The sequence below is a fragment of the Domibacillus indicus genome, from assembly GCF_023715895.1.
GTDB classification, from domain to species: Bacteria; Bacillota; Bacilli; order Bacillales; family Domibacillaceae; genus Domibacillus; species Domibacillus indicus_A.
Map to the genome: position 1 here is coordinate 112,257 of NZ_JAMBOO010000007.1, position 15,693 is coordinate 127,949.

General features: G+C 39.6%; 16 protein-coding genes. 4 read left to right on the forward strand and 12 right to left on the reverse strand.

Going from position 1 to position 15,693, the window contains the following annotated elements; genetic code table 11:
- The first annotated feature begins 576 nt into the window (after nucleotides 1–576).
- Nucleotides 577–1,845, forward strand: a complete 1,269-nt coding sequence (locus M3221_RS13090) for a saccharopine dehydrogenase NADP-binding domain-containing protein (protein WP_251272197.1) — start codon at nucleotides 577–579, stop codon at nucleotides 1,843–1,845.
- A 520-nt stretch (nucleotides 1,846–2,365) separates the two neighbouring features.
- Nucleotides 2,366–3,640 carry a hypothetical protein gene (locus M3221_RS13095; RefSeq protein WP_251272198.1) on the forward strand — a complete coding sequence of 425 codons (1,275 nt, stop codon included), beginning with the start codon at nucleotides 2,366–2,368 and terminating at the stop codon, nucleotides 3,638–3,640.
- Nucleotides 3,641–4,572: 932 nt separating this feature from the next.
- On the opposite strand, the gene M3221_RS13100 is transcribed toward M3221_RS13095, so the two are convergent.
- From M3221_RS13100 to M3221_RS13120, 5 genes are all read right to left on the reverse strand, one after another.
- On the reverse strand, nucleotides 4,573–4,986 hold the full coding sequence (locus M3221_RS13100) for a DUF4362 domain-containing protein (protein WP_251272199.1): 414 nt from the start codon (nucleotides 4,984–4,986) through the stop codon (nucleotides 4,573–4,575).
- Nucleotides 4,987–5,112: 126 nt separating this feature from the next.
- Complete coding sequence (locus tag M3221_RS13105; protein WP_251272200.1) at nucleotides 5,113–5,523, reverse strand: hypothetical protein; 411 nt, start codon at nucleotides 5,521–5,523, stop codon at nucleotides 5,113–5,115.
- A 70-nt stretch (nucleotides 5,524–5,593) separates the two neighbouring features.
- Nucleotides 5,594–6,025: a hypothetical protein gene (locus M3221_RS13110; protein ID WP_251272201.1), complete on the reverse strand. Its 432-nt coding sequence runs from the start codon at nucleotides 6,023–6,025 to the stop codon at nucleotides 5,594–5,596.
- 185 nt (nucleotides 6,026–6,210) lie between these two features.
- Nucleotides 6,211–6,867, reverse strand: coding sequence for an HAD family hydrolase (locus M3221_RS13115; RefSeq protein WP_251272202.1), 657 nt, complete (start codon nucleotides 6,865–6,867; stop codon nucleotides 6,211–6,213).
- 66 nt (nucleotides 6,868–6,933) lie between these two features.
- Nucleotides 6,934–7,437 carry a transaldolase family protein gene (locus M3221_RS13120; RefSeq protein ID WP_285880412.1) on the reverse strand — a complete coding sequence of 168 codons (504 nt, stop codon included), beginning with the start codon at nucleotides 7,435–7,437 and terminating at the stop codon, nucleotides 6,934–6,936.
- A gap of 226 nt (nucleotides 7,438–7,663) precedes the next feature.
- Between M3221_RS13120 and M3221_RS13125 the strand changes: the two genes are divergently transcribed.
- Nucleotides 7,664–9,022 (forward strand): RNA-guided endonuclease TnpB family protein, encoded by a 1,359-nt coding sequence (locus M3221_RS13125; protein ID WP_251272204.1) that lies wholly within the window; start codon nucleotides 7,664–7,666, stop codon nucleotides 9,020–9,022.
- A 41-nt stretch (nucleotides 9,023–9,063) separates the two neighbouring features.
- Here the strand turns inward: M3221_RS13125 and M3221_RS13130 are convergent, their stop codons facing one another.
- The 7 genes from M3221_RS13130 to M3221_RS13160 all read right to left on the reverse strand — a co-directional run bounded on the left by M3221_RS13130 (nucleotide 9,064) and on the right by M3221_RS13160 (nucleotide 13,793).
- Complete coding sequence (locus M3221_RS13130; protein WP_251272205.1) at nucleotides 9,064–9,267, reverse strand: transaldolase family protein; 204 nt, start codon at nucleotides 9,265–9,267, stop codon at nucleotides 9,064–9,066.
- A 97-nt stretch (nucleotides 9,268–9,364) separates the two neighbouring features.
- Complete coding sequence (locus tag M3221_RS13135; RefSeq protein ID WP_251272206.1) at nucleotides 9,365–10,165, reverse strand: SDR family oxidoreductase; 801 nt, start codon at nucleotides 10,163–10,165, stop codon at nucleotides 9,365–9,367.
- Between the two features lie 142 nt (nucleotides 10,166–10,307).
- Nucleotides 10,308–10,673, reverse strand: coding sequence for a PTS glucitol/sorbitol transporter subunit IIA (locus tag M3221_RS13140; RefSeq protein WP_251272207.1), 366 nt, complete (start codon nucleotides 10,671–10,673; stop codon nucleotides 10,308–10,310).
- Nucleotides 10,674–10,725: 52 nt separating this feature from the next.
- A complete protein-coding gene (gene srlE / locus M3221_RS13145; protein WP_251272208.1) occupies nucleotides 10,726–11,751 on the reverse strand; it encodes a PTS glucitol/sorbitol transporter subunit IIB in 1,026 nt (341 codons plus the stop codon).
- A gap of 12 nt (nucleotides 11,752–11,763) precedes the next feature.
- The gene (gene srlA / locus M3221_RS13150; protein WP_251272209.1) at nucleotides 11,764–12,309 is read right to left on the reverse strand and encodes a PTS glucitol/sorbitol transporter subunit IIC; all 546 of its coding nucleotides are present in this window, start codon (nucleotides 12,307–12,309) and stop codon (nucleotides 11,764–11,766) included.
- Between the two features lie 20 nt (nucleotides 12,310–12,329).
- Nucleotides 12,330–12,758, reverse strand: coding sequence for a transcriptional regulator GutM (locus M3221_RS13155; protein WP_251272210.1), 429 nt, complete (start codon nucleotides 12,756–12,758; stop codon nucleotides 12,330–12,332).
- 72 nt (nucleotides 12,759–12,830) lie between these two features.
- Entirely contained in the window at nucleotides 12,831–13,793 is a 963-nt protein-coding gene (locus M3221_RS13160; protein WP_251272211.1) for a sugar-binding transcriptional regulator, read from the reverse strand.
- Between the two features lie 787 nt (nucleotides 13,794–14,580).
- Between M3221_RS13160 and M3221_RS13165 the strand changes: the two genes are divergently transcribed.
- Nucleotides 14,581–15,660, forward strand: a complete 1,080-nt coding sequence (locus tag M3221_RS13165; protein ID WP_251272212.1) for an inorganic phosphate transporter — start codon at nucleotides 14,581–14,583, stop codon at nucleotides 15,658–15,660.
- Nucleotides 15,661–15,693 lie beyond the last annotated feature (33 nt).

A 15,693-nucleotide genomic window follows, 5' to 3' on the forward strand; every position in this document is an offset into this window, starting at 1 on the left:
TTTCTGGATTGTCAACACTAAATCAGCCAACTCTTTTAAAGAGACCATTCCTTTATTAAAGAAGCGGCGCCCTAGCCGTATACTAAAGTAAAAGTTAGAGCGTATTTTTTCATGCCTCTCACAGAGACGCTCCATCAAATTGTATAGCAATTAGTTGGAGAGGTTCACTGCTTGTTCTGTACCTAATGCGTTTTTAAATGAACTCACCCTCGTTCTTAATATTTCACTTCTTTGAATTCTTGTTTTTTTTCATATTCTTTTTGATCCTTTCAATTTCTTAAAGGACAACATTTCCATCTGAAAGACTGTCTAATTCCGTGTTTTTGGACATGCTGAGTGGCAACGCTTCGAAGCTCGTTTGTCTTGTTTTAAGTCTAGCTATCTCCTTTTTTAAAGAGTTTTATAACGATACAAAGCAACAGTTTTGTATGGTTATGAGACCTAAAATACACATCATCAAGACAGCATTACCCCAAAATACTAATCATCGACAAAATTCCTTATTGTAGGGAATCTATCTATACCGGCTCAACCCCTCGTGCATATTTTATATAAAAAGATTAACGAGGTGCTAGAATGAAAGATCAACAGCAAGCACTAACCATTCTTGGAAGTGCTGGAGGGGTAGCAAAATCTATACTTTCTATCTTGAATCAATCAGCAGTTGATGAAAAAGATCCTATTCACCACTTTATCAGCAGTTGCAAGATTCACTTACTTGATCATAAGCAAAAAGAAAAAGATTACTTTTGCAGATTATTTCCTCATTTACAAAATCAATTTACATTCCATCAATTTGATTTAAAAGATACTGCTAAATTTATAAAGCATCTTAAGAGCACACAAACGACTATTGTTATTGACGCTTCGTGGGCAGATACGGTTGAAATGCTGAAATGCTGCGATACACTCGGTGTTAAGTACATCAATACTGCCTTGGAAAATACGATGATAGATGAAAATGAAGAATTATATGAGGGATTCCAATTGCTTGAACGGATGCGGTATTTTGAAAAATTCAAAAGTCAATTTACCAATACAGCTGCCATTATAGGGTCTGGAATGAACCCAGGCGTCGTCCAATGGATGGCCATAGAACTTTTAAAAGAGAATGCGGGAGAGTCTCCTCTTGGCTGCTACATTGTTGAGCATGACAGCTCTTTTTTTAAAAATAGGAAAAAAGCAAAAAAGAACGTTATTTATACAACATGGTCACCTGAATGTTTCTTAGACGAAGCCATTGCAAGTTATCCTATGTTTATGAGCCAGCATACACCGCTCTTTTTGTATGAAAAAGTATATGATCTTGAGTTTAAAGTGACATTAGGCAATAAACAATTCCACGGTTGTTTAATGCCTCACGAAGAAGTTTATACACTAGGCAAATTATTCAACATGGAGAGCGGCTTTTTATATAAAGTAAATGACCATACAACAGAACTAATCCGCTCGAATCTTGATGATGTTGATAAATTATGGGAGCATGACATGAAGGTTCTTGATCCACTTGAAGCAACATTGAAAGGTAAGGATTTAGTCGGTGTACTCCTTGTTTATAAAGATAGGGAACGGTATATGTACAATGTATTAAGCAATAAGACGATTTCTTCTAAATACAAGACGAACGCCACCTATTTTCAAGTAGCCTGCGGTCTTTATGCAGCGTTATCCGTCTTGTTGCTCGATCCTATACCGAAAGGCGTCTATTATGTGGATGAGCTGCTGTTAAAAACAAATAATCATTACGGTCAATACCTAGCTTATTATATGACGGACTTTGTTACGGGGGAAAATAATCACACAGACGGCCTGTTACTTCAGAGAATGAAGAAAATAGATCCTTAGAGCCAGGTTTTATACGTATTTCTATAGTTACTGTTTTTCACCTCTAAAGAGAGTAATAGATGAAGACAGATTTTCAAACTGCCTGCAACATTGGAGCTTGTTTGAATCTCCCCCTCAATTGATGAGGTAAAAAAGGTGCTGTGCTGTTAAATACTTGGTAATCCTTTTCCTTATGTTTTTTCATGTGAAATGAATTCTGCCTATACTCCGAAATTCCACTGTATAAGTTGAATATCTCGTCCTACTAACTCCACTTTAAATTATCCCAACTGCTTTCACATAAACTTCGAATGCTTCGTAAATTCATATCAAGTAATAGATAAAGTGCCCTTCCGATTAAAATGACAGCACACCAGATGAAACAAATCTATTTTTCAAAAATTATAGAGGAATTCAAGGACGGGCGATTCTCATTTTGTGCAGAGGTTGCCTTTAAGAAGTAATTCAATAAGAGATAGCTCACTACACTCATTAATAAATTCAAATGAGTTCAAATTACTGATTTTAAGTGCAAAAGAGATTGATTACCACAAATCAGTATGTACCAATTAAATTTTCAGGATTTGAAGAAGTTTCAAAAACAGCTGCCTTCTCATGGGCTGATATGCAGAAAAAATATGCACGAACAAAATATAGCTATGAAAGGAGTGTTTCATTCGTGAGGAACAAAAAAGAGCACCTTAATGAATGGTTCGTTCTGCAATCTCTCTTTAACCATAACGTTCCTTCCGAACTCATCAATTTATTGGATAATCTGGTGAAAGAGAATAAGATGGATAGCGCCAAACTATCCGATTTTAAGATTATGGGCAATGTGAAGAAGTTATACACGCAATTTATTAATCGTTTCAATAGAATTCCCAAAGTTTTTCCGGTAATCATCTCAGCAACAGAAGCATTGAATGTTGATCTTGTCATTTCAAATTTTAACGTTAAAAGTATGAAATATGCTTTGACAATAGAAGAACTCGATATTCAATACCAAGTATTCATAAGCCTTGCTTTTGGCAATCAAGTTTACGATGTTGCAGCTAAACTAAGAAAATACGATAAAGATTTATATAATTTTGTCGGCGGTCTGCCTTCAATTCCGTTTCAAGATGAAACATTGAAGCAATGGATTGTTCGCCATGCAGGAACCACAGATAATCTAACGATTCACTCGGTGGCCAGGTTATGGGAGCAACCCGATTTTCCTAGAGATAAGTCAATGGCTGAAATGAAGGCTTATATCACCAAACACAGAGCAGTCACCGAATGGGAATTTGCCAAACAAAAATACCCTCAAATATTTGATCAACCGTTTGAATGCAGGATCCAAAACACCCCCTATAAAAGGAAAGATGAACAAGTCCGAGTTCTAGATCCCAATGATAAAATGCAAATAATGCTGGGTGTATTGACCGTTTGCTGCCAACGATTGGACGGTACGGGTGAAGCTTGCATGATCGAAGGGCTAATCAACCCGGATAGCGGATTTCTTGTATTTGAAAGAGGGTCTAAAGTTTTGGCACAATCATGGATCTGGCTTACTGAGGACCATACGTGTCTTGTGATGGATAATATCGAACTTGCGGATTGTAGAAAACCAGAAGATATCCTTTCTCTTTTATTCGAGTGGGCGAACCAATCACCTTATCAAAACATTCAAATGGGTACGGGCTTTAACCGCGTAGAGATCGGATTGCCTGTGCAGGCAGAAGAAATGAAATGGTATCGGCAAATGTGGAAGTTCAAGTATACGGACGCTCATCAGCGAGTATGGATCAAAAAGAATGGGAAAATGTGTATCTAGTTCGAAGATTGACATTCCCGCAGCTAAAGTAGACTATCCTCCCCTTATTCTCTAATACTCTGATCAAACTCCCTTTTCTAAACCAAAACATCTGTTATGTTCATACATAAATAGAGGTTGATGTTTGTGAATTAAGAACGATTGTGTTCAGAAAAGACTCTTTTGGAATACACCCACCCGGTTCTCGGCAGGATATGGATGTTGACTTTAATTTGCGTAGTTTTTAAGCGTTAATTTGTACAAAAGAAACATAAAAAGCTCATGATTATTCGAGTGATAATCATGAGCTCCTTTCATACTTGTTCTAATTTTTATTTGTACGTATGCACGAATTATTAATCAAAACTCTGTTGTTTTTTAAAATTGCTAAATAGTGGGTATTAAAATACTAACAGCAACAATATTAAATTGCGCTTCCTTGATGGTCCTAAATAACGTAAAATGGATAACTATTTTACTTGTAAGGAGTAACTTTTTATCAAGGATTTTGAAAACCAAATAAAGCGATCCATTGGATACATAAAATTAGTAAAAGGATAAAACTAGCCAATACAAGTACTAATTTCAATTTTTTGTTTTTCATTTTAAGCATTAATGATAAAACAATACAAATAAAGATAACCAGAATACTGTTAGCGAGAAACCCTATTGTCACTCCGTCTGGCCTAGCAACCCATGTATAGATAGATAAGATTAATGCATAAATTGTCGTTATTAAAGGCAGGAAGAGCATGTAAAGTCTCCTCATTTCCATTTAAAACTATGTTTGATTATTTATATACACTATTAATTTGATGTAAAAATACACAATAGTTAAATAGGTCAATAATCCTGGTCAATATTAAGCTTTTTAAAAACCCTATTCACATAATTAGCCACACAACAGCAGATCATGTATGTAGCATGCTCTTCTGATGAAAAACTTGACTAACTTATTTAGAAACTGTCAAAAGAGGGATATCTCTCGTACCTTCAAAATCGCCGGTACATTGTTTCAAAACATAATGATCGGAACCATTTTTTGTTTCAATTGCTATGTCTTCACAACTGTATTCCTCTATAAATTTCTTATCAACACTGCTGGAAATATGAATGTTGTTTTCTTTAGAAGTTAAGGTTGTTACCCCTCGCTGTCCTTCTACCCCGTACTCAATATAATTTACGGTATCTTCCTTTTTGAGTTTTGCACGTTTTATAAATGTATCCAGAGCCTTTAAGTTCTGAATATCATTATGTTTATTCACTACCTCTTCAACATTGTTATTATGAGACTGAACATTACTGTCGTTAGAACAGCCTGCAATGAAAAATAAGGAACATAAAACATTCATCATTCTCCTGTTCATAACCATCCTCCTTACTTGAAAAAGAAGCCCCCCCCCGTTATTCCGCCCAAAAAGCCACTAAAAAATTCTGCCCTGTTGCTTTTATGGGCTGTTTTACATTCAGGAATCCAGCGCCTGGCTAAAAGATTAGGATTCTTCATAGTGCTTCCATTCCTTGTCAGCACCTTCTTTAGAAAACCCGCCACTCTGCTTTACCTGGCCGCCTTCTACATAGTAGGTATACCCTTTGTCCAGTTCATTAAGAAAAATCACTTCTATTCCTCCATGATTAAGAGAGACTCCTTCCTCTCTTCTAATAAACCACTGTTCGCCTGGATACTTCTCCCGCAGGTGTGTTTCTACCGCATCCATGTTTTCCATGATCGTTCTTTTTTCTGCGTCTTTTTCCGCTATCAAATAGATGACTTCCATTGTACTCATAAAAAGGGCCAGCGCTAAAAACACGCTTCTTTTCCTCGAATAAAACAATGCGACAAGCGACAGAACCAAAATAGGCAGCACCATGAAAAAACAGGTTACAATTGCATTGGGTGACACGGCATTCCCCCCTCCCCTTTATACAGACATTAAAATACCAGCTATGTTCAAGAACTGCGAGTCCTTCTTCTTAATTCTTTTTTGTTAAAATAATCACTTCAGTTTTCTGCTGACGTCCTTCAAGCCAATCAAGCACCAATGTGACTTCCTCCGTTTCTGAAGTGATTGTTTTCGTGATCTTTTCATTCTTAAATGAAATTTCTCGTTGTTCATTGAAAGAAAGGTCTCCCCCGCTAAAACTTCCTCCATCGGACTCCAGCTTATATACAATATCTTTTATTTCTGCAAATGCAACATCTCTCGGTTTAAGGTATATATACGGCTCTATTCCCTTTACTTCCGGCTCTATTACTTTGCCTGTATAAACTTCTGCTTCCCAGTTTTCTCCCTGTCCCTTAAATAGGAGATTTTCATCGGCATTTTCATTTTCACCAGAAGCACAGGCAGCGAGGAAAGCAATGATTACCGCATATGCATACAAAGCAAATAAATGATTTCTCAACTTAAATACCTCATTTTATTTTTTACCAATATTACCATAAATAACAAAACTTCAAATGTATATGCGCAGGGCATAAGAAAAATATTTTCCTGCAAAAGAAACAGCTGTTTGGCATTCTAAATAAAAAAGCTTTATAACAGATCTCTCTGTCATAAAGCTTTTGCGAAGCAGAACGGTTTTCCTATTTATTTATGAAGGAAGCGAATCAGCTCATCAAGAGACATTTCTTCCATAGAAGCGAGGCGATGATCCACTTCACAGAAAGACAAACCGCTCGTTACCTGATTCGGTATAATTACACAGCGCATCCCCGCTCTTTTTGCAGCAAGGGCCCCATTAGCGGAATCCTCAAACACAAGACACTCTTCCGGTTTTAAGCCGAGACATTCCGCTGCCTGCAAATAAAGCGCAGGGTCCGGTTTCACGTTTTCTACATCATCCGCTGTGCGAATACATTCAAAATGTTCAAGCAGGCCTAAATTTCCTAAATGAGTGGAAATCCACTTAGAATCAGAGCTTGACGCCAAACCAACTTTTAAGCCAAGCGCTTTAGCAGAAGCCAAATAGGCTTCTACGCCAGGTCGTGCCCTCTCAGAGGCGATTCTCTGATCAAATCGTTCTGTTCTCAGCTTTCTGAGTGCTTCATGATCAAGCTGCCTGTTCAGCTGGCCTTCCATAAAAACGAAAGGGTCAAAATCAGATTTGGTCCCGACTAATTCAGCCCATTTACTGAGCGGCAGATCGCACTCGTGCTCCTGAAAAATCTCCTGAAGCACTTCATATTCATGGAGCTCTGTATCCAAAATCAGCCCGTCGAAATCAAAAATAACACCTTTAATCATGTTCTACACCCTTTCTCTTTAAAATCAAATGCCTATTTTTTGCCCTGCTTCAAATATATACCCTTCTTACTGAGTATGGATGACACTATCACATGATTCACCATAAAACAGCTTCCAGTCCTCCTCAAACTGTTTGACATTTGATTCAGTGACTGGATGTTCTACTAACAATTTAAGAATCTCTGGTCCCGCTATCACACCATGTGCGCCTGCTAAACCTACTCCATGCACCTGCTGTGTGTTTTTAAAGCTGGCTGCCAGCACCTGGCAGGACAGCTGGCAGCCTTCAAATAATCCGACGATATCTCTTACCACCTGAACCCCGTCACCCGCCAGATTATCAATACGGTTGACATAAGGAGCGACAAAGTCAGCTCCGGCTTTTGCCGCTACGAGCGCCTGCATCGGCGTGTAGATAGCTGTGGCAAGTGTGCTTATTCCTTGCTGCTTTAATTGTTTGATTGCTTTGATGCCTTCTGCTGTTACAGGAATCTTTATAGAAAGGTTCCCGCCAATTTCTTCTTTTAAATAGACAGCTTCTTTCACCATTTCTTCAGCATGTCCCTCCAATACTTGAACAAAAAATTAGCGCCGCATTCCCCTTCAAAATCTCCGATTTAGTGGGGGTTAGGCGCTAAGGTCTTTATTCTTCTTGTTCCTCTATCTTTTTATTATACCGATTGCCGCTTCCTACTTATCATCATCATACTGATTCTCTTTTCGTTTTACAATTGATTTCCATTTTGATACGATCAACCTATCATAAGAATTAAAAAATGGAAAGGAGGGTTTGGTCATGAAAGTTGCGAAGTCGCTGCTGCACAAAATTACAAACCAGACGGAAATCTTCAATGCTACGCTCGATATTTACAATGACGCTTTGGCTTACGTGATTGAGGTCATTGACAAAGAATTTGATGATACCAAACGCCTGACAACAAAGTCGATTGTGCCGGCAGTGGAAAAATTGATTCACGCAACCAAATCAAACCCTCTCCCGAAATACAAAGAGTTTAACGAACGTTTTTACAAGTTTCCATCCTACTTCCGCAGAAGTGCTATTGCTTCTGCTTTTGGCAAGGTAAAGAGCTTCCGCTCTAACTATCAAAATTGGGAAAAAGAGCAAAAGTACGCTCTTTCCGAAGGAAAAAGATTTAAGAAACAGCCTCCGCGCCTGCAAGTGAAACATAAAGAGTTCCCCGTTTTTTATCGCAAAAACATGTTCAATAGAACATCTGATACGACTGCAAAAATTAAGGTATTCCATCAGAATGACTGGGTATGGATAGATATCGAATTTAAAGGGCAGGACCACTACAAACGCGGTGTCTGGGAATGGAAAGAACATAACCCTAAGCTGATTAAGCGGGGAAAGAAATTCTTTCTTTCCATCAGTTATGAAAATAAAGTCACTTTAACGAAAACACCTATTCAAGAGCAAAAAGTGTGTGCGGTAGACCTTGGACTGACGAATTCTGCTGTTTGTTCGGTTATCGATGCAACAGGCACTGTCTTAGGACGGACGTTTATTGACCAGCCTAAAGAAAAAGACCGGCTGCAGACGTTAACGAACAAGCTTCGGAAAGCCCAGCGGGCAAGCGGCCGTATTCAGGCGCCGAATTTTTGGCGGCAGATCAATGGGTACCAGCAACATATTGTCCGCCACACAAGCCATGAAATTGTAAAATTCGCGGCGAAACATGGCTGTGACGTCATCGTATTCGAATACTTGGGCAGAATGAAAACCCCAAAAGGGTTCTATGGAGCCAGGAAACTTCGTTTCAAGCTTCACGGCTGGCGAAAAATAGGTATCCAGAACAAAGTAGAAGAAATGGCGCACTGCCTGGGCATGCGTATTTCCCGGATCAATCCGCGAAACACCAGCGCCCTGGCGTTTGACGGCTCTGGAAAAGTGGAACGAAACTCGAAAAAAGACCTTGCCACATTTTCAACAGGCAAAGTCTATCATTCGGATTTGTCCGCTTCTTATAATATCGGAGCCCGTTATTTCATTCGAGCTTTTCAAAAAACCATTTCGGAAACGAAATGGTTGTCACTTCAGGCAAAAGTTCCTGAGCTGGCAATAAGGACATCTCAGACCTTGTCTTCGTTCATTAGTCTCCATCATGCACTCGGGCTTCCGGAGGAAGCTTAATCCGCTGATGTTGTACTGTATTCAAGATAAGGGATGCTCCATCAAAATCTTTGATTTAGGTGGAGAGGTTCACCAAAAAGCATCCTCTCTTTGCCAATGATCGATTGGATCTCTTTTAGCAGCGGAAGTAAAGGCTTTTTTTCTTTCGTAATAATAGTCGGGTTGGTTGTTACCCCATCAACCGGAAAACATTCGTTGAGTTCTTGGATGCTTTCTATATTTGCTGAATCAATAACGAGTAACATATTTTCACCTCTTTTAACATAAAGAGAGTAACTTTTCAGTTACTCCCATCATACACTGATTTACTTATTTTAGCAGTTAAATGCTTCATGGATAAATTTATCCGCGTGATTTTCCTCCCGAAATATTCACCGTTGTGCCTGTTACATAGCTGGCACGATCCGAAGCCAGGTACGTAACCAGTTCACCAATCTCATCCAGCTTTCCAGGGCGTCCAAGTGGAATGGCTTTACTGTAGTCTGTTCCAAGACCTTCTACTGTTACACCGCGTGTATACGCCAGCGCCTCATTGTAAGCATCTGTTGTTAAGCCTGTTTGCTCGTTAATTCCCGGGGCCACTCCTACGACACGAATATTAAATTTACCCAGCTCTTTCGCCCAGGAACGGGTAAAGCCATTGACAGCTCCTTTTGTAGCTGAATAAGCACTTTGTCCAGCTGAGCCTTCCATTCCTGCTTCTGAAGAAATATTAATAATAACGCCTTTATTATTCTTCACCATGACTCTTGCGGCTGCCTGCGCACACAGATAAGGACCTTTTTGGTTGATAGCAACCATAAAATCAAAATCTTTTTCGTTTAACTCGTATTGTACCTTTTCTCCTCTGGCATCTACCAACAAGCGAGGCAGGTTGACGCCTGCATTATTGACCAAAATATCAACGGTTCCAAACAATTCCGTTGCTTTTGCCACCATACTTTCAACGCTTTCTTTATTCGTTACATCACATTGAATGTGATAAGTGCCATCTGCCTGCTCACCTGTCGTTACATTAATATCAGAGATAATGACCTTCGCACCGTTGTTCACTAAATTTTCTGTAATTTTTGCGCCAATTCCAGAAGCACCTCCTGTCACAATTGCTACTTTGTTTTCTAATTCAAGCCATGAATTACTCATTTTATTTCCTCCTCTTTCTTTATAAACAGACACGTGTTCGTGATTTTTTATATTTTTTATCGTTCATCTTTTTAGAAGATTTTTGCTGGGCATCGCCAGGAAAACCCTCATTTTGTGTTTATCTGTTAACCATTTAAATAAATTATTTTTTTACAATTTGAATGGTTGTTCCTGCTGCAGGTACTTGGATATCTGATTCCTCAAGGTGCAATGTCCCTGGCAGATCCGCTGTTTCCGCGCCGTCAAATTTCAGTGTAATATGCCCAAGAGAACCTAAATTCTTTTTCACTACATCTCCTACAGCTGTAATGATGTATGGCTGGCCACCCATTACGAAAGTATCTCCCTTTTCGATTTCATCGTTAATATCATTTACATCAATTAACAGGCAATAATCTGCTAATTCACTTGGCGCATTTGCTCCAAATAAAATGAACATTTTTTCTCCAAGAAAAGCCGCTACATCAGAGCCTAATCTGTTAATTTGAGTTTCATAAATTGTTTGCATATAATACGCCTCCGTTTTTGATTATCTATGATGTTATAAAGATTCTACTTTTTTATTCATATAATCCAAAGCTTGCAAGCCAGGCAATAAATACGGTTGGAGCTCCGGTTAAGAAACGTCCATACAAGACAGATGGCACACCGACTTCAACCGTTTCCGTTTCTGCTTCTGCTAATCCTAATCCAACCGGCACAAAGTCAGCTGCAGCCTGGGAGTTGATCGCGAAAAGAGCCGGCAGTGCAAGATGCGGCGGAATGTTCCCTTTTCCAATTTCCACGCCGATTAAAGTTCCAATTACCTGTGAAATAACAGCTCCTGGCCCTAAGAAAGGGGACAGCAATGGGAATGAGCAGATGAGTGATATTAATAGAAGACCAGGTAAAGAACCAGCATATGGTGATAAGTAGTTGGCAAACAAGTCACCAACGCCAGATGCCTTAATCACACCAATCAACATAGCGACAAATGCCATAAACGGTAAAATCGTTTTAATGATCGTATCGATCGTGTCACGGCCGGCTTGATAAAAGACGTTGACAATGGAACCCATCGCCATACCAACCCTGGCTATAAAGCCTTTAGGCTTTTGTTGTTCACTAATTTTCTTATCTGCGCTATACTTAGGTTTAGAAACATTTTTTTCAATTTGTCCGTTAGCAGAACTACTTTCCGATACAGAAGGTGTTGCAGCACCATCATGTAATTGAATGTTTTGCGGTTTTACACCCGAAACATAGATATCTTCGGTAATGTGTTTTGCTAACGGGCCGCTTTGTCCAGTTGGCATAATATTAATCGTCATAATTCTCTTTTGCGGGTACAGTCCGCAGCGGAGTGTTCCTCCACAGTCAATGATGACGCATGCCATTTCATTTTCAGGTACACTTGTTTTAAAGCCATCTACTAACTCACACCCTGTCAGTTCAGCAATTCGATCCGCTATATCCGGCTTTGTTCCGCCTGTTACATATACCACTTTATTTTTTTCCTCTGTTGGTGTGATTATTAAAGGACCGCCAAACCCGCCTGGTCCTGCCTCAACAATAACTGAATTATACTTCGTTGCTGTTTGAGCCATTGTTTTCCCTCCTTACAGGTCTACTGTTTCTTTCAGTTTTACACCCTGCTGTTTCGCCACGAAATGAGTAGTCAGGTCCGTTACCCAGCCTCTTAGGAAGTTTGTGAAGATCCCTACCAAGAAATAACGAAGCGCCAGTTCAGTAGTTTCAAAGCCAAGTGTTGTAATCCCAGCGGCAATCCCTAAGAATACAAATAGTTCCCCTGGATTAACGTGCGGGAAAAGTCCATTGTGCGTGTGGCAGGAGTAGGAAGCTGCCGCATAATAGCTTGGCTTGTACTTTTCCGGTAAAAATCTTCCTAATGATAATGTCATCGGGTTAGCCAGCATGAAGGTTCCAACAACAGGAAGAACAAAATAGCGTGTAAATGGATTTTTACCTGATTTTCTTGCGACCCGCTCAACCTTTTCTTCCCCAACCAACCGGATAAGCGCGTTCATTGCCACCAAAAGCATAATGAGAAGGGGCACAATCCCCGTGACTAAATCCACAAAGGTTTCAGCGCCTGCTCTAAATAAATTCATAAAGCCGTCAGCTGCATTTACAAGCCAATTCATCTGTTTCACCTCATAAATATTTATTTGTTTTTTCTAGATAAAAGTAAGTCAATCCAGCCCTTTTTAACCTTTAACTCACCTCCTTTAGAGATAATGTGGTAGCTATTTAAAGCATCCTCGATGGCTGATCGAGTCAGTTTGTTTACGGAATGGAAATCCCCTTCATTTAAATGCAAGAGGTTTTTTCCTTCAAATCCTTTTAATGTTTTGACTCTGGAAAGTACCGTTACTCCTTGCATTTTGGCCGCTTTTAGAATGTTGTTTCGCCGGTCAATGGCGAACATTACGACAGTGCCTGCTTTAAAAAGCCCTGTTTTTTTGCCAATGGCTACTCTGCCAAGCTGCCGCATTTCTGCATATTTCCTGTTAAAATGCCTGATCTGCATAAAGCCGAAAAAGCTTTGCATAAGCCAGGACAAACCAATCAATACAATCACATACCATAACATGGTGGACCTTCCTTTCTTGATGGCAGAATACTTCTGCTGAGGCTCTTTTTCTACCGTATTGTTAAAGCAGAATTATTTTTCCTGCTCTATTAGACGAAACATTTCCTCAGCTGTTTCTTCAGTGGTGACAAGTGTATTAATAAATCCCCCTCTTAATCCCCCAATAATAGAGGGAGCTTTTTCAATCGACTCTGCTACACCTATAGAATACGGAATACCCCGAAGCTTTTCGATTTCAATTGCGATTGTCCGCTCTGATAAATCAGATCGAATGAGCGTTCCTTTAATATCATAAAATCGGGAACAAATATCTCCGATGGCACCTTGACGATTCAACTCCTCAATCTCCTGATCACCGCAAAAGCCAGCCCATACTAGGTTAGAGGATTGATTTGGATTCCCTATCCCTACGACAGCAATGGTAAGGTTATCCCACAATTCTGTTATTTTGCTGAAATAGTTCGATTGAACAATATCGTCTTTTGTTTCTTTTCTTTCTACTACTGCTGCTGCGTCGATAAAATAAGCTGTCCCATCAAAATCTTCTGCAATATTGTAGACAATCGTATTCACATGATATTTCGTATCCATAGGTCCGGGACCGCCAACCAGCGGAACAAAATGGGCATCTTTTTTATCAACATGATGAAATTCACCGATCATGCTGGACATGGTGGTTCCCCAGGCAAAGCCGACTACGTCACTGTCCTTAATAATTCTCTTGAGAAGATCAGCACCAGCCGTTGCGACCGCTTTCTTTTTATCTGCTGCTGTTTGATCTTTTTTTACAGGCAGAATTATAACTTCCCGCAAGTTAAATATTTTGGCAATGCGCTGCTCTAAATCAAAGGTTTCATCAATATCGGTTTTGATTGTGATATTTACAATTCCTTCTTCCCTGGCTTTTTTAAGCCAGCGGCTGATTGATGTGCGGTAAATCCCCAGTTCTTTTGATATGGCACTTTGTGTCATATCTTCTTCGTAATACATTTGAGCAATTCTCACCATCAGCTTTTTTTCTTCTCTGCTATCCATCTTCTTTCCCTGCCTTTGACGGTATGAATTTGCACATATGTGCATCGTTTTTCATAAATCAATCATTTGTGCTTTACTTGAGTTGAGTATACGCTTTCAAAAATGCACTGTCAATAATATTTTAACTTTTGTGCACATTTTTATTTTTTTATGTCATTTGTGCAATATAAGTTTTCCCATTGCTCTTTTTGTTTAATCCTTCTTTAACATCCTGCTCTGCTTTTAACTGCCAGAAAAAAATCGGGCTCCTAAAAGAGCCTGACCCTGCCTGCTGATAAACGCCTTCCCTTCCACACTGCAACCTTTTCTTTACTGTGTTCGAGGTAACCTGTATTCTACTGAAAATAGCCTGTTTCCAATATATCTCTGGCTTTACCTTCTAGGCCACGGATTACAAGTGTTCAGACACACTCAGTATCAATGAGGATCCATACATGCCTTTTACTTGGCAACTGAAGGGCTTTCAGCATAGATCACCTTCCACCTTCTTTATCCGTTTACCAATTGCTTTTGATTAACTAAAAGGCTGAGCGGCTAAATAACAGGTAGAAAGGTCACAATGAAAAGCAGGAATTCTGAACATTCAGCCGTCTTTTTTAAATATAAGGAAAAATAATCTTTGTGTTTTTTTAAAATACATTTATAATTAGGATTACAAACTCATAATTCCAATTCGTTAACTTGGATTTGGATGTGAGATTCAATAGAAACGCATCGGTTACACTGATCTGAAAAAACTGAATGTTCTTGTTTAAACAAACTTCGTTGTAAGAGAAAGGAAAAAAATATGTTATTCACGTACACAGCTATTGGAATTGCTTTATTTTTTGCTATGAACATTGGCGCTAGCGGAACAGCTGCTTCCATGGGTGCGGCCTATGGCGCCAGCGCGATAAAAAAGCGGGCCGCTTTAATTTTAGTTTCCATTGCCGCTTTCTTAGGTGCCGTTTTGGGCGGTGGTGAAGTAGTAAAAACGATTGGAAAAGGGATTATCCCTTCTGATTTGCTAACGGTTAAAATCGTTATTATTATTCTGTTGGGCGCCACTCTTACTTTATTTGTATCTAACCTTCTGGGCATTCCACTGTCGACAAGTGAGGTTACCGTCGGAGCCGTAGTAGGTGTCGGTCTTGCTTACCACCGGTTATTTACAGATCAGCTCTTGGTGATTTTATTGTTTTGGGTGATCGTTCCTATTGCGTCTTTCATCATTACTTTTGTTGCTGGAAAAATGATTTCCCGGGCGGAAAAACGCTGGCCTCAATTAAAGGGGCAGGGAAAATGGGCAAAATGGCTTTCTATTCTATTAATACTTGGCGGCTGCTGGGAAGCATTTTCTGCCGGAATGAACAACGTGGCCAACGCAGTCGGCCCTCTTATTGGCGCAGGTATTATGGCCACCAATAGCGGCCTCTGGCTCGGCGCTTTATTTGTTTCAATCGGGGCCTTGTTGATGGGCAGCAGGGTGCTGGAAACCAATGCAAAGAAAATTACCAAACTGTCTTTATTAGAAGGAAGCGCCATTTCATTTACAGGCGGTACGCTTGTGGTAGTGGCCTCTGTATTTGGACTGCCTATCCCTCTTACGCAAGTGACTACTTGCGGAATTCTTGGAGTAGGGGCGGCTCAAGGTGGTTTTGGCATTTTTCAAAAAGGGATTATTAAACGGATTCTGCTGATATGGGTTATCTCTCCATTGTTTTCTATTGTCGTTTCGTATTTTCTAATCAACCTGCTTGTAGATATGGACATTTACAATTTAATCGTGATGTTAAGTGTCTTTATTGCTACGGTTGGTTCCATCAAATTAGCGCAGCACGTACGAGACGAACAACGCTCTGTTTATAATGAAGGTGAAGGGATTTAAGGTTCTCTCAGGTTAGCCAGTTGTATGCTGGCT